The organism is Mesorhizobium prunaredense, from assembly GCF_900156895.1.
In the GTDB taxonomy this organism is placed as follows: domain Bacteria; phylum Pseudomonadota; class Alphaproteobacteria; order Rhizobiales; family Rhizobiaceae; genus Mesorhizobium; species Mesorhizobium prunaredense.
Genome location: NZ_FTPD01000001.1, coordinates 137,327 through 151,456 on the forward strand (window position 1 = coordinate 137,327; position 14,130 = coordinate 151,456).

A 14,130-nucleotide genomic window follows, 5' to 3' on the forward strand; every position below is an offset into this window, starting at 1 on the left:
AATGCGCAGATGTCCGGCAGGACAGAGGGGGCACTGTCCCTCGGCGATCAAAGGTTCTGCACCGCAGCAGCGCTCCGATGTCACGGAATGGATGCCAGCGCCCTGATACGATCCGTTTTGGCCGTCGTCCTCAACCCCTGGCGAGCAGCGCCTCGACCTCTTGCAGCGTCGGCATCGACGGCGCCGTGCCCGGTCGCGTCACCGAGATGCCGGCGACGGCGCAGGCGAAGCGGACCGCCTGCAGCGGTTCCACCTCTCTCGCAAGTGCTGCGGCCAGGCCGCCATTGAAGGCGTCGCCGGCGCCGGTGGTCTCGACCACGGGACCGGCATTGATCGCGCCGACATGCTCGGAGCGGCTGCCGGTATGCAACAGCGCGCCCTGTTCGCCGAGCGTCACGATAACCGCGCCGGCGCCTTTTTCGAGCAGACTGTCGGCGGCGCGGCGGGCATCGTCGATGGAGGACACCTTGATGCCGGTCAGTTCCTCGGCCTCGGTCTCGTTGGGCGTGACATAGTCGCAGAGCGTGTAGATGCGCTCGGGCAGGCTTGCGGCCGGCGCCGGGTTGAGGATGGTCGTCACCCCTGCCCCGCGCGCGATCTCCAGCGCCCGCATCGCCGCCTCAATCGGCTGCTCGAGCTGGGTGACGAAAACGCCGGCCGAGCGGATCAGGCCGGCATGGGCCTCGATGTCGTCAGGGGAAATCAGCATGGCCGCACCCGGACTGACGATGATGGCGTTGTTGCCGCTCGTCTCCTCGACGAAGATATAGGCCGCACCCGTGTAACTCTCCGGCGTGTCGATGATAGCGCTCTTTACCCCGGCCTGCGTCCAGGTTTGCCTGGCCATATCGGCAAAGGGATCGACGCCAAGGCGCGTCAGAAAGGTGACGTCGGCGCCGAGACGGCCGGCCGCAACCGCCTGGTTGGAGCCCTTGCCGCCCGGACCGAGCGCGAAGGATGTTCCAAGGATCGTCTCGCCCATGCGCGGCTGGCGGGCGGCGCGGTAGGCGGTGTCGGCGACGAAGACGCCCAATATGACGACAGGCTTGATGACCACAGGCTTGCCTGGCATCCCGCTACTCCGCGTCCGGCGGCACGACGCCCTTGCGGAACGCAAAACAGCCATAGAAGCGGCGCTCGCCGGTCTGGATGACGCAATAGGCCTTTTTGGCACGTTCGTAGAAGGCGTAGCGCTCGACCGAAATCATCGGCCAGGCCTTGCCCTCAGCAGCATCGATCTCGCTTTGCACTTCCTGCTGCACGGCGGGAATCTCGTCCGGCTTGCCGACGATCTCCATGCGGGCCGCGGCATCGTCGACGAAAGTGTCCAGCGGATAGAGCGACAGCACCGCCTTGACCACGTCAGCGGCCGGCGCATCGATGCGCAGCAGCCGGCCGAGCACCGTCAGTCGGGCCACCGAATCGGCGGGGAAGTTGGTGTCGGCGATGATCAAATCGTCGCCATGGCCCATCGCCCGCAACGCCTGGAGCACGTCGGCATTGAGCAGCGGATTGATCCCTTTGAGCATAGTTCCCTCCCGAACGGGCTTTTTTGATGCGAAGCCTGGCGCATGATCCCGAAGCGTTGTCGGTTTTCGGACAAGATCATGCGCAATTCAAAGTGTTTAAAGACGATTGCCGGTCTCTGCGTCGAAGAGATGGACCTGGTCGAGCCGCGGTTTCAGATGCAGCGTGTCGCCCGGCTTGAAGTCGTGGCGCTCACGGAACAGCGCCACCATCTCGCCCTCGCCGAAACGCAGAAACACCAGCGTTTCGGAACCGGTCGGCTCGACGACGGAAATCTTCGCCGGCACGCCGTCGGGGTGGATTTCGAGATGCTCGGGCCGGACGCCGTAGACGACATTGCGCCCGTCCTCCACCTTGCTGTTTTGAGCCATCGGGAACGGCGTCCCGGCGATCTCGACGATGGGCTTGTCGCCCTTGCGCACCACGCCCCTGAGCAGGTTCATCGATGGCGAGCCGATGAAGCCGGCGACGAACAGGTTGGCCGGCCGGTCGAACAGTTCCAGCGGCGCGCCGACCTGCTCGATGCGGCCGTCGCGCATCACCACGATCTTGTCGGCCATGGTCATCGCCTCGATCTGGTCGTGCGTGACATAGATGGTGGTGGTCTTCAGCCGCTGGTGCAGTTCCTTGATCTCGGTGCGCATCTGCACGCGCAGCTTGGCGTCGAGGTTAGACAGCGGCTCGTCGAACAAAAACACCTGCGGGTTGCGCACGATGGCGCGGCCCATGGCGACGCGCTGGCGCTGGCCGCCGGAGAGCTGGCGCGGATAGCGCTTGAGATAGGGATTGAGGTCGAGGATATCGGCGGCGCGCTTGACCCGCTCGGCGACATCAGCCGGATCGGTCTTGCGCAGCTTCAGCGCAAAGGCCATGTTCTGCTCGACCGTCTTGTGCGGATAGAGCGCGTAATTCTGGAACACCATGGCGATGTCGCGCTTGGCCGGCGGCAGATGGTTGACGATACGGTCGCCGATGGCGATCGTGCCACCGGAAACGGTCTCCAGCCCCGCCACCATCCTGAGCAGCGTGGACTTGCCGCACCCCGAAGGGCCGACCAGCACCACGAACTGCCCGTCGGCGATGTCGACGCTGACACCGTGCAGGACCTTGACGGTTCCGAACGCCTTGGCCACATTGCTGATCGCGACTTGAGCCATTGGCCCCCCTTTCGTTGCGGTGAAGCTAAACAAGGCAAACGGCGAGGGCAAGTCGGTCTTTTATAGATAAAAAACCCCGTTCTCGTTTGACACGGCACCTGGTTGTGAGAATAGTGAAAGGGCTCGGCTTTTGACCCTGTTCCGGGCGCGCCGGCACGCTTGTCCGGACCACGGAAATCGAAGCGTTGCGGGAGGAAAACTTGAGGAGGCGCTGTTGTTGGGGAACACGTCCAGCGCTCCAGCATCCGAAACAACCCACACAAAAGTTCTGGGAGGAATGAGATGAAAGTCAGCCTTTACAACCAACTTGTCCGCGCGGGTGCAACCCGGCGCGACGTCATGAAAGGCGCGGCCAGCATGGCCGCGGTCGCAGCGGCATCCGGCGCCGGGCTTGGCGCGCTGACGCGCCCGGCTGCCGCCGCCGATGATCTGCGGGCGCAGATCCTGCAGATCCCCGGGGTCGGCAAGGGCCAGCCGACCGATGCCGACTTCCAGCAGGTCGGCGAGCTTTGCCTGGGAGCCACCAAGGCCAACGTCAAGGAAGGCGAATTCGCCGGTGTCGAGCTCACCTTCATGGGGCTCAACAACCAGAACCTGCACAATGTGCTGTTTCGCGGCTTCCTGAAGGCGTGGGAGACTTATACCGGCGCCAAGATCAACTGGATCGACCTCGCCCAGGCCGACTACAATCCGCGCCTGCAGCAGGCGATCGCCACGAACACAATCGACTTCGATATCGTCGAGATGGGAGCGCCGTTCGAAGGCGATGTCTGTGGCAAAGGCCTCACCTCCGAAATGCCGGACTGGGTCAGGCAGCAGATCGACATGGACGACCTGGTGGCCTACCTGAAGCCGCCGGTCGGCACCTGGGACGGCAAGCAGTATCGCGTGACCGTCGATGGCGATGCGCACAACTTCAACTACCGCACCGACGTGTTCGCCGATGCCGACCTCGCCAAGGCATGGAAGGACGGCGGCGGTGGCGGTGAATGGGGCGTGCCGAAGACCTGGCAGCAGGTGCAGGCGGTGACCAAGTTCCTCAAGGGCAAGCAAGTGAACGGCCAGGACGTCTTCGGCTATCTCGATGCGCCCAAGCCCTGGGGCGGCTTCGGCTTCTACTTCCTCGGCAGTCGCGCCAGCGCTTACGCCAAGCATCCCGATGACAAGGCCTGGCTGTTCGATCCGGATACGATGAAACCGCGCATCAACAACCCGGCCTGGGTGCGGGCGATCCAGGACGTAATCGACGCTCTGCCTTCCGAACCGCAAGATCAAATCAATGCCGACCCGAACCAGACCTGTTTCTCGCAATTCCTGGGCGGCACCGGTTCGATGCTGGTTTGGTGGGGAGATGCCGGCTCGAACGTTAAAACCAACGACTCGTCGGTTGTCGGCGACGTCACCGGCTTCTCGATCCTGCCGGGCTCAGACGATGTCTACAACTCCAAGACCGGCCAGTGGGAAAAGCTCGCCAGCGGCCCGAACCATGCGCCGAACTGCGCCTATATCGGCTGGGGCGTCTACGTCATGGCTCGTGTCGATTCGGATGAAAAGAAGAAGAAGGCGGCCTGGTCTGCCGCGGCCCATCTCGGCGGCAAGGACCTGTCGCTCTGGTGCGCGGCATATCCGTCCGGCTTCCAGCCCTACCGCAACAGCCATTTCAACATTCCGGAATGGGTGGCGGCGGGCTACGACGAGGCGTTCATCAGCTCCTATCTGAAGTCGGAAGCCGACAGTTACAACCACCCGAATGCGGCGATCGAGCCGCGCATCCCCGGCATCTTCCAATATTACAGCGCCGCCGAGGATATCCTGGCCAACACTTTTGCCGGCAAGATGAAGGCGCAGGAAGGCGCCGACGCCATCGCAGCCGCCTGGGAGAAGCTGACCGACCAGATCGGCCGCGAAAACCAGATCAAGCTCTACAAGGCCTCGCTCGGCATGTAGGCTGAGACTATAGTGAACCGTGGTCCGGCGACGCAAAGCCGCCGGACCCCAGCTTGACCGGCCAGCCGGTCATGAAGCCTTCAGTGAACGGACGAGACGCGTGGCTGACCAGACTTTGCCCACCAATGCGTGGCCGGCAAACGCCGCTCCATCCGATCTGATATCGCCGGGCCGCAAGCGGCTCGGCCGGGCGTTGATGGCTATTGCGACGCTCGGCCTGCTGGCAGTGATCGCAGTTCAGATCCTCTACAAGACAGAGGTCGACACCATCGGCTTCGAGACCTGGCGGCCGGTCGTCTATGCCTATGTGCTGTGGGGTGTTGCGCTCGGTATCGGCCAGGTGCTGACGCGGGGCGAAGACGGCCAGCGCGCGCTGTTCCTGTTGCCGGCGCTGCTGTTCACCATCGCCATGGTGATCTTCCCGACGCTGTTCGGCTTCTACATCGCGCTGACCGACTGGAACCTCAGTTCCTTCAGTGGGCGGAAGTTCAACGGTCTCAACAATTTCTGGCAGATGCTGGCCGACCCCTACTACCGCAACGCGCTGTTCAACATGGTGCTCTATGTGCTCGCGGTGCTGGTCGAGTATGTCATCGCCTTCGGCCTTGCACTGCTGCTCAACGCACAGATCAGGGCGCGCAAATTCTTCCGCGTCGTCTTCCTCCTGCCGTTGATGCTGTCGCCTGTCGCGGTATCGTGGATGATCGGCAAGTCGCTGATGGAATACCGGTTCGGGCCGGCCGCAGCGCTGGCGCGCCAGCTCGGCTGGGAGAACCCCGCCTTCTTCTCAAACCCGATCACCGCCCGCATCTCGATCATGGTGCTGGATGCCTGGACGTTCATCCCGTTCATGATGATCATGCTGCTCGCCGGCCTTCAGGCGATGTCACGCGAGGTTCTCGAGGCGGCCAGGGTAGACGGCGCCAATGCCTGGCAGACCTTCTGGCAGGTCATCTTCCCGCTGATGCTGCCGGTATCGGTGACGGCGATCATCCTGCGCATCATCTTCAAGCTGAAGCTTGCCGACATCATCATCACCGTCACCTCGGGCGGCCCGGGTGGTGCAACCGATTCGGTGTCGAGCTTCATCTACCGCGAGTATCGCGACCGCTCGAATGTCGGCTACGGCACCATGCTGGCGATGGCCTACCTCATCATCATCATCGTGTTCGTGACGTGGCTGTTGAAATTCGCCAACCGCTTCGTGCGCAACGTCAACTGACAGGCGGCCAGATGAGCGTCCAGACCACCGACTATGCCGCTTCCGAAATCCGCTCGCCGGCGAGCTTTTTCGCCAACCGCGTCTTCATCTATGGCGCGCTGGTGTTCTGGGCCTTCATCTGCCTGTTCCCAATCTACTGGACGATAACCACCTCGTTCAAGACCGCGGTCGACGTCACCCAGGGCCATCTCATCCCGTTCGTCGACTTCCGGCCGGACTGGAAGGGCTGGCGCTCGCTCGGCCTGTCGCCGGATGCGATCTTCCGGACGTCGACGGTGCGCGACGAGTTCATCAAGCGCTTCATGAATTCGGTCATCACCTCGGTCGGTGCATCGAGCCTCGCCATCGTCATCGGCAGCCTCGCCGCCTACGGCCTCACCCGCTACCGCTATCATTTCGCCTGGTTCAAGAACGAGGACATCTCCTTCTTCTTCCTGTCGCAGTTGATCCTGCCGCCGGTGGTGCTCGCCCTGCCCTTCCTCGTGCTGTACCGGGAAGTCGGCATGCTCGACACGCGCATCGGGCTGATCCTGCTCTACACGCTGATGGTGCTGCCGATCGTCATCTGGATCATGCGCGACCAGTTCAACTCGATCCCGGTCGAACTGGAGGAAGCAGCGCTCGTCGACGGCCTGTCGATCTGGGGCGCCTTCTTCCGCATCGTCATGCCGATCGCGTTGCCGGGCATGGTCGCGGCCTTCATCCTGGCCATGGTGCTGTGCTGGAACGAGTATTTCTTCGCCGCACTGCTGACCTCGACCGACGCAAAAACCATTCCCGTCATGGTGGCGAGCCAGACCGGCTCGCAGGGCATCAACTGGTGGTCGATGGCCGCACTCGCCACCGCCGCGATAACGCCGCTCGCCGTCATCGGCATCGCGCTGGAGCGCTACCTGATCATGGGCATGACCGCAGGCGCGGTGAAGTAGGCGGTTGCTTCTTTGATGCCGGCGGGACAGCGCCCCCCTCTGTCCTCCCGGACATCTCCCCCACGAGGGGGGAGATTGGATGTCGCATTGGCTTTCGCCAATCTCCAACGGTTGTAGGCAATCGGAACGCGGAAGCTGCCAATCTCCCCCCAAGTGGGGGAGATGTCCGGCAGGACAGAGGGGGGCGCGAAGGATCGCTACGCCTTTCATCCTGCACCACTACAGAGCGCGTCTAAGCACAGCCTAGCGCGCCATCGCGACGCCCTTTTTGCCCGTCCATCGAGGCACCAGGGGCGGTTCGAAGCATGATAATGTCCGGACACGGAAATGAGGAAAGGCAGCATATGAAGACAAGGCATTTCGACCGCATCGGCAATGGCGGCATCGCGTTCACGGAACTTGGCTTCGGCACGGCGCCGCTCGGCAACCTCTATCGCGCCGTCTCCGATGAGGATGCCAACGCCACCCTGGAGGCTGCATGGCGGGTCGGCTGCCGCTACTATGACACCGCGCCGCTCTACGGGCTTGGCCTGTCGGAAACGCGGCTCAATCCGTTCCTGCGCTCGAAAAAGCGCGACGATTATGTGCTGTCGAGCAAGGTCGGCCGCATCATGCGCGCCTGCCCGCCGGACCAGCGCACCGGCATCGGCAAGTTCTTCGACACGCCGTCGCGCCGCGAGGTCTACGACTACAGCTATGACGGCGTCATGCGCTCCTTCGAAGCCTCGCTGGAACGCCTCGGCGTCGACCGCATCGACATTCTTTTCGTGCATGACGTCGACGTCTTCACCCATGGCAGCAAGGAGGCCGCGGAGCAGCGCATCGAGGAGTTCATGCGCTCGGGCTATTACGGGCTGCTGTCCCTGCGTGACCAGGGCGTCATCAAGGCGTTCGGCGGCGGCATCAACGAATGGCAGGTTGCCCAGACGCTTGCCGAGCGCGGCGACTTCGACCTTTTCCTGCTTGCCGGGCGCTATACGCTGCTGGAGCAGGAGGCGCTGCAATCCTTGCTGCCGCTATGCCAGAAGCGCGGCATCGGCATCGTTCTCGGCGGGCCGTACAATTCCGGCATCCTGGCAACCGGTCCGAAGCCCGGCGCCTATTACGATTATACCGAGGCGCCGCAGGACATCCTCGACCGCGTCGCGCGCATCGAGGCTGTCTGCACGCGCCACGGTGTGCGCCTGATCGAGGCGGCACTGCAATTTCCGCTGCTGCACCCTTCGGTCGTGTCGGTGATCCCCGGCGGCCAGCGGCCGAGCGAGGTCGAAAGCAATCGGTCGCTGCTCGACGCGAAGCTGCCATCGGCACTCTGGGCCGATCTCAAGCAGGAAGGGCTGATGCGCGCCGATGCGCCAACGGCATAAAGCCGCCTGCTGCTGGCCGAGCAGGCGTAAAAGAAAAGCCGGGCATGCCCGGCTTTTCTGGTCTCTGAAAAGGGGACGAAGGCGCTTAGAGACTGTTTCGAAATTCGCTCTGGCGAGTCATATGGTGGTGGTTTCGAGAACCGGCGCGCAGCGGGCATTAGAGCGCTGCGCGTCCAATTGGACGCGCAAAGGACGCTCTAACACTTTGCATTTGCGCATGATCCTTTCCGGAAACCGAAATCGGTTTCCGGGGTCATGCGCTGGGTCCGTGAGCACCGGCCTACGCCGGCCGTAGCTTTAACTGCCACGACCGCTCAAAGTGCTTCGGCCGGCGAAGGCCGGAAGCGCAGAAAACGCCATCAGATGGCCGCCAGAGTAGAGTTTCCAAACGGTCTCTTAGTTGACTGCGTCCTTGAGGCCCTTTCCGGCCGAAAACTTCGGCACGGTGCGCGCCGGAATCTGCACTTCGGCGCCGGTCTGCGGATTGCGCCCGGTCGAAGCAGCGCGTTTTGACACGGTGAAATTTCCGAAGCCGACAAGCCGGACATCGCCGCCCTTCTTCAGTTCGCCGGTGATGACGGAGAACACCGCATCGACCGCCGACTGCGCGTCACCCTTCGAAATACTCGCGGCATCGGCGACAGCGGACACCAGTTCGTTCTTGTTCATAAAAATTCCCTTCCATGAGAAACCGGACCGTACGACTCATCCGGCAGGAAACGGACTTTAGAAAGAAGCGCTTCCGCAACCAAGTCGAAAAGCGTCAAAAGAGTCGAAAAAACCCCGGAATTCCGGGGTTTTTCACATGAAAAGGCCGGGCGCAAGGCCCGGCTCTCTGTTGTGCATTGCAACTTTAGCAAGAGCTAACGCATGACCCCCGAAAACCGGTTTCGGTTTTCGGGGGTCATGCATAGACTCAGCGTCCTTTGCGCGTCCAATTGGACGCGCGGCGCTCACCAGCGTTAGAGCGTCCTTTGCGCGTCCAATTGGACGCGCGGCGCTCTAATGCGCCAGTGACTTGCCGGCGTCGTCTCCGGCATCCACCGCAGCCGGCGCATTGACCGGTTCGATCCACTCGATCGGCTCCGGCATACGCACCAGCGCATGGCGCAAGACTTCGCCGACCCGCGCGACCGGAACGATCTCCATACCGCTCTTCACGTTGTCCGGAATCTCCGCCAGGTCCTTGGCGTTGTCTTCCGGGATCAGCACCTTCTTGATGCCGCCGCGCAGTGCTGCAAGCAGCTTCTCCTTGAGCCCGCCGATCGGCAGCACTCTGCCGCGCAGCGTGATCTCGCCGGTCATCGCCACGTCGGCCCTGACCGGGATGCCGGTCAGCACCGAGACGATCGCCGTCGCCATCGCCACACCCGCCGACGGTCCGTCCTTGGGCGTTGCGCCCTCGGGCACGTGGACGTGGATGTCGCGCTTGTCGAACAGCGGTGGCTCGACGCCGAAATCGATAGCCCGTGAGCGGACGTAGGAGGCCGCCGCCGAGATAGATTCCTTCATCACGTCGCGCAGATTGCCGGTCACCGTCATGCGGCCCTTGCCGGGCATCATGACGCCTTCGATCGTCAGCAGCTCGCCGCCGACTTCCGTCCAGGCCAGCCCGGTGACAACGCCGACCTGATCATCGGCCTCGACCTGACCGAAGCGGAAGCGCGGAACACCAAGGTAATCGGCGAGATTGTCCGCCGTGATGTCGACCGTCTTCTTCTTCGTCTTCAGGATCTCGGTCACCGCCTTGCGGCCGAGCTTCATCAGCTCGCGCTCCAGGCTCCTGACGCCCGCTTCACGGGTGTAGGTCTGGATGATGCCGCGGATCGCGTCCTCGCCGACGGAGAACTCCTTCGGCTGCAGCGCGTGATCGCGGATCACCTTGGGCATCAGGTGGCGCTTGGCGATCTCGATCTTCTCGTCCTCGGTGTAGCCGGCGATACGGATGATCTCCATGCGGTCCATCAAGGGTGCCGGGATGTTCAACGTGTTCGCCGTGGTCACGAACATCACGCTCGACAGGTCGTATTCGACCTCGAGATAGTGGTCCATGAACGTCGAGTTCTGCTCGGGATCGAGCACCTCGAGCAGCGCCGACGACGGGTCGCCGCGGAAATCCTGGCCCATCTTGTCGATCTCGTCGAGCAGGAAGAGCGGGTTGGACTTCTTCGCCTTCTTCATCGACTGGATGACCTTGCCGGGCATCGAGCCGATATAGGTGCGCCGGTGACCGCGGATCTCGGCCTCGTCGCGCACGCCGCCCAGCGCCATGCGGATGAACTCGCGACCGGTCGCCTTGGCGATCGACTTGCCGAGCGAGGTCTTGCCGACGCCGGGAGGTCCGACGAGGCACAGGATCGGCCCCTTCAGCTTCTTCTGGCGGCTCTGCACGGCGAGATATTCGACGATGCGGTCCTTGACCTTGTCGAGGCCGAAATGGTCGGTGTCGAGCACGTTCTGCGCGAAGGCCAGATCTTGCTTGACCTTGGAGTTCTTGCCCCACGGTATCGACAGGATCCAGTCGAGATAGTTGCGCACGACGGTCGATTCAGCCGACATCGGCGACATCGTCCGCAGCTTCTTCAGTTCGGCTTCCGCCTTTTCGCGGGCCTCCTTGGAGAGCTTGGTCTTCTTGATGCGCGCCTCGATCTCGGCGGCCTCGTCGCGGCCGTCCTCGCCCTCGCCGAGTTCCTTCTGGATCGCCTTCATCTGCTCGTTGAGGTAGTATTCGCGCTGCGTCTTCTCCATCTGGCGCTTGACGCGCGAGCGGATACGCTTCTCGACCTGCAGGACGGAGATTTCGGCTTCCATGAAGCCCATCGCCTTTTCCAGCCGCTCCTTGACCGAAAGCGTGGCCAGCATCTCCTGCTTCTCGGGGATCTTGATGGCAAGATGCGAGGCAACCGTATCGGCGAGCTTGGAATAGTCGTCGATCTGGCTGGCGGCACCTACCACTTCGGGCGAGATCTTCTTGTTCAGCTTGACATAGTTCTCGAAGTCGGTGACGACGGAACGGGCCAGCGCCTCGACCTCGACCTCTTCCTCATCCGGTTCGACCAGCGCCGCGGCGCGGGCCTCGTGGAAGTCGGGACGGTCGGTGAATGAAACGATTTTCGCGCGCGAAGCGCCTTCGACCAGCACCTTGACGGTGCCGTCCGGCAGCTTCAGCAACTGCAGCACATTGGCGAGCGTGCCGATGTCGAAGATCGCATCGGACTCGGGATCGTCATCGGCGGCATTCATCTGGGTCGCAAGCAGGATCTGCTTTTCCTGACCCATTACCTCTTCCAGCGCCTTGATCGACTTTTCACGCCCGACAAAGAGCGGAACGATCATGTGCGGGAACACCACGATGTCGCGCAGTGGGAGGACTGCGAAGACGCCGTCGCTGGGAGCCTTGGATATTTTGGCCATTGTCCAACCTTTCATGTCGCGACCGCCAATCGGCCAACCGCGAATCTCATATTAACGACCGGGGATGGTTCCGCCTACCACCGTTTGTGACGGGAGTTTTACAGCACAGAATTCGGCGCCACGGCCTTCCACCGTTAGTTGGAGGCACGCGAGGCAAAGATCAAGGGTCGACACGAAACCGTTCATCCATCCGTCACAATCCGTTCATCACAAGTCACAATCCGTTCATCACAAGTCGGGCCGTCCATCATAGCCTGCCCATCCGCAATGACAAAACGGCGCCTTGCGGCGCCGTTGAAGAACTCCACCAAAGGGCTGACGTCAGGCGCTGACGTTGCCCTTCTTTTCCTTCTGCTCGGAATAGATGTAGAGCGGCCTGGCGTTGCCGGACACCACCTCTTCCGAAATAACCACTTCGCGCACGCCTTCCAGCGCCGGCAGCTCGAACATCGTGTCGAGCAGGATCGCCTCCATGATCGAGCGCAGGCCGCGCGCGCCGGTCTTGCGCTCGATGGCGCGCTTGGCGATCGCCGACAGCGCATTCTCGTGGAAGGTCAGGTCGACATTCTCCATCTCGAACAGCCGCTGGTACTGCTTGACCAGCGCGTTCTTCGGCTCGGTCAGGATCTGGATCAGCGCCGGCTCGTCGAGGTCCTCCAGAGTTGCCAGGACCGGCAGACGGCCGACGAACTCGGGAATGAGGCCGAACTTCAACAGATCTTCAGGCTCGACCAGACGGAAAACGTCGCCAGTGCGGCGGTCCTCGGGCGACGCGACGGTGGCGCCGAAGCCGATCGAGGTCTTGCGGCCGCGATCCGAGATGATCTTGTCCAGCCCGGCGAAGGCGCCGCCGCAGATGAACAGAATGTTGGCGGTGTCGACCTGCAGGAATTCCTGCTGCGGATGCTTCCTGCCGCCCTGCGGCGGCACGGACGCGACCGTGCCTTCCATGATCTTCAACAGCGCCTGCTGCACGCCCTCGCCCGACACGTCGCGGGTGATCGAGGGATTGTCCGACTTGCGCGAAATCTTGTCGATCTCGTCGATGTAGACGATGCCGCGCTGGGCACGCTCGACATTGTAGTCGGCCGACTGCAACAGTTTCAGGATGATGTTCTCGACGTCCTCGCCGACATAGCCGGCCTCGGTCAGCGTCGTCGCATCGGCCATGGTGAACGGCACGTCGATGATGCGGGCCAGCGTCTGCGCAAGCAGAGTCTTGCCGCAACCGGTCGGGCCGATCAGCAAAATGTTGGACTTCGCCAGCTCGACGTCGTTGTTCTTGCCGGCATGCGCGAGGCGCTTGTAGTGGTTGTGGACGGCCACCGACAGCACGCGCTTGGCGTAGGGCTGGCCGATGACGTAGTCGTCGAGAACCTTGAGGATCTCCTGCGGGGTCGGCACGCCCTCGCGCGACTTCACCATCGAGGTCTTGTTCTCCTCGCGGATGATGTCCATGCAGAGCTCGACACATTCGTCGCAGATGAACACCGTCGGGCCGGCGATCAGCTTGCGCACTTCGTGCTGGCTTTTGCCGCAAAACGAGCAATAAAGCGTGTTCTTGGAATCACCGCCGCTGTTGCCGACCTTGCTCATTTTCATGTCCTTTCATAGCCGCCCGCCGATGGTCTGGTTGAAAGGGCGCATATCTCAATCTATCGCGGGAAATCGCCGCCGCCAGTAGTCCGGCTCCCGCAACGCATTCCATACGAAACACATATCAGAAAACGTCGCAATGATTCGCATCAACCCCGCACAAAGCTAAGCCGTCGAAAATCAACATAGGCTTAACGTAGGCAATCGCTCCCGTCGAGGGAACAGCCAATTGTGGCCGAAATGCCGCAAGCGGCGTCAAAAGCGCGTTTTCGCACCATCCAACCGCCACCGGGCTTATGCGGCGGCAACCTCAGCCGGCTCGCGCGACGAAATGACCTTGTCGATGAGGCCGAAATCCTTCGCCTCGTCAGCGGTCATGAAGTGGTCGCGGTCGAGCGTCCTTTCAATCTCCTCGTAGCTCTTGCCGGTGTGCTTGACATAGACCTCGTTGAGACGGCGCTTCAGCTTGATGATGTCCTGGGCGTGGCGCTCGATGTCAGAAGCCTGGCCCTGAAAACCACCGGAAGGCTGGTGGACCATGATGCGGGCGTTCGGCGTGGCGAAGCGCATGCCCTTCTCGCCGGCGGTGAGAAGCAGCGAGCCCATCGAGGCGGCCTGGCCGATGCACAGCGTCGCCACCGCCGGCTTGATGAACTGCATGGTGTCGTAGATCGCCATGCCCGAGGTGACGACGCCGCCGGGCGAATTGATGTAGAGGTTGATTTCCTTCTTCGGATTCTCCGCTTCGAGGAACAGGAGCTGCGCGCAGACCAGCGTCGCCATGCCGTCTTCGACCGGACCGGTGATGAAAATGATGCGCTCTTTCAGGAGCCGTGAGAAAATGTCGTAGGCCCGCTCGCCGCGATTGGTCTGCTCGACCACCATCGGAACGAGGTTCATGTAGGTTTCGACGGGGTTCTTCATGGGTTATCCCTTATTGAAGATGGGATTCCGGCGCCGGGAGATTAGCA

11 protein-coding genes are annotated in these 14,130 nt (G+C 62.3%); 4 read left to right on the plus strand and 7 right to left on the minus strand.

Features of this window, described 5'->3' with window-relative positions; genetic code table 11:
• Positions 1-130: 130 nt before the first annotated feature.
• The 3 genes from rbsK to BQ8794_RS00730 form a co-directional block, all read right to left on the minus strand.
• On the minus strand, positions 131-1,072 hold the full coding sequence (rbsK, locus tag BQ8794_RS00720; RefSeq protein ID WP_077371678.1) for a ribokinase: 942 nt from the start codon (positions 1,070-1,072) through the stop codon (positions 131-133).
• Positions 1,073-1,076: 4 nt separating this feature from the next.
• A complete protein-coding gene (locus BQ8794_RS00725) occupies positions 1,077-1,529 on the minus strand; it encodes an RbsD/FucU family protein (protein WP_077371681.1) in 453 nt (150 codons plus the stop codon).
• A gap of 96 nt (positions 1,530-1,625) precedes the next feature.
• Complete coding sequence (locus BQ8794_RS00730; protein ID WP_077371684.1) at positions 1,626-2,684, minus strand: ABC transporter ATP-binding protein; 1,059 nt, start codon at positions 2,682-2,684, stop codon at positions 1,626-1,628.
• Between the two features lie 282 nt (positions 2,685-2,966).
• On the opposite strand from BQ8794_RS00730, the gene BQ8794_RS00735 reads away from it, so the two are divergent.
• The 4 genes from BQ8794_RS00735 (at position 2,967) to BQ8794_RS00755 (ending at position 8,149) form a co-directional block, all read left to right on the plus strand.
• Positions 2,967-4,631: an ABC transporter substrate-binding protein gene (locus BQ8794_RS00735; RefSeq protein WP_077371687.1), complete on the plus strand. Its 1,665-nt coding sequence runs from the start codon at positions 2,967-2,969 to the stop codon at positions 4,629-4,631.
• Positions 4,632-4,731: 100 nt separating this feature from the next.
• Complete coding sequence (locus BQ8794_RS00740) at positions 4,732-5,853, plus strand: carbohydrate ABC transporter permease (RefSeq protein ID WP_143744415.1); 1,122 nt, start codon at positions 4,732-4,734, stop codon at positions 5,851-5,853.
• Positions 5,854-5,864: 11 nt separating this feature from the next.
• The gene (locus BQ8794_RS00745) at positions 5,865-6,782 is read left to right on the plus strand and encodes a carbohydrate ABC transporter permease (protein WP_077371690.1); all 918 of its coding nucleotides are present in this window, start codon (positions 5,865-5,867) and stop codon (positions 6,780-6,782) included.
• A 344-nt stretch (positions 6,783-7,126) separates the two neighbouring features.
• A complete protein-coding gene (locus BQ8794_RS00755; RefSeq protein ID WP_077371693.1) occupies positions 7,127-8,149 on the plus strand; it encodes an aldo/keto reductase in 1,023 nt (340 codons plus the stop codon).
• Positions 8,150-8,545: 396 nt separating this feature from the next.
• On the opposite strand, the gene BQ8794_RS00765 is transcribed toward BQ8794_RS00755, so the two are convergent.
• From BQ8794_RS00765 to clpP, 4 genes are all read right to left on the minus strand, one after another.
• On the minus strand, positions 8,546-8,818 hold the full coding sequence (locus BQ8794_RS00765; RefSeq protein WP_023798342.1) for an HU family DNA-binding protein: 273 nt from the start codon (positions 8,816-8,818) through the stop codon (positions 8,546-8,548).
• Between the two features lie 333 nt (positions 8,819-9,151).
• A complete protein-coding gene (lon, locus tag BQ8794_RS00770; RefSeq protein WP_077371699.1) occupies positions 9,152-11,563 on the minus strand; it encodes an endopeptidase La in 2,412 nt (803 codons plus the stop codon).
• A gap of 321 nt (positions 11,564-11,884) precedes the next feature.
• Positions 11,885-13,159 (minus strand): ATP-dependent Clp protease ATP-binding subunit ClpX, encoded by a 1,275-nt coding sequence (gene clpX / locus BQ8794_RS00775; RefSeq protein WP_027155315.1) that lies wholly within the window; start codon positions 13,157-13,159, stop codon positions 11,885-11,887.
• Between the two features lie 294 nt (positions 13,160-13,453).
• Positions 13,454-14,083, minus strand: a complete 630-nt coding sequence (gene clpP / locus BQ8794_RS00780; protein ID WP_077371702.1) for an ATP-dependent Clp endopeptidase proteolytic subunit ClpP — start codon at positions 14,081-14,083, stop codon at positions 13,454-13,456.
• Positions 14,084-14,130: the final 47 nt, after the last annotated feature.

Coding starts and splice junctions, on each gene's coding strand:
- rbsK (WP_077371678.1), bottom strand. CDS start 1,072: ATGCCAGGCAAGCCTGTGGTCATCAAGCCTGTCGTCATATTGGGCGTC.
- BQ8794_RS00725 (WP_077371681.1), bottom strand. CDS start 1,529: ATGCTCAAAGGGATCAATCCGCTGCTCAATGCCGACGTGCTCCAGGCG.
- BQ8794_RS00730 (WP_077371684.1), bottom strand. CDS start 2,684: ATGGCTCAAGTCGCGATCAGCAATGTGGCCAAGGCGTTCGGAACCGTC.
- BQ8794_RS00735 (WP_077371687.1), top strand. CDS start 2,967: ATGAAAGTCAGCCTTTACAACCAACTTGTCCGCGCGGGTGCAACCCGG.
- BQ8794_RS00745 (WP_077371690.1), top strand. CDS start 5,865: ATGAGCGTCCAGACCACCGACTATGCCGCTTCCGAAATCCGCTCGCCG.
- BQ8794_RS00755 (WP_077371693.1), top strand. CDS start 7,127: ATGAAGACAAGGCATTTCGACCGCATCGGCAATGGCGGCATCGCGTTC.
- BQ8794_RS00765 (WP_023798342.1), bottom strand. CDS start 8,818: ATGAACAAGAACGAACTGGTGTCCGCTGTCGCCGATGCCGCGAGTATT.
- lon (WP_077371699.1), bottom strand. CDS start 11,563: ATGGCCAAAATATCCAAGGCTCCCAGCGACGGCGTCTTCGCAGTCCTC.
- clpX (WP_027155315.1), bottom strand. CDS start 13,159: ATGAGCAAGGTCGGCAACAGCGGCGGTGATTCCAAGAACACGCTTTAT.
- clpP (WP_077371702.1), bottom strand. CDS start 14,083: ATGAAGAACCCCGTCGAAACCTACATGAACCTCGTTCCGATGGTGGTC.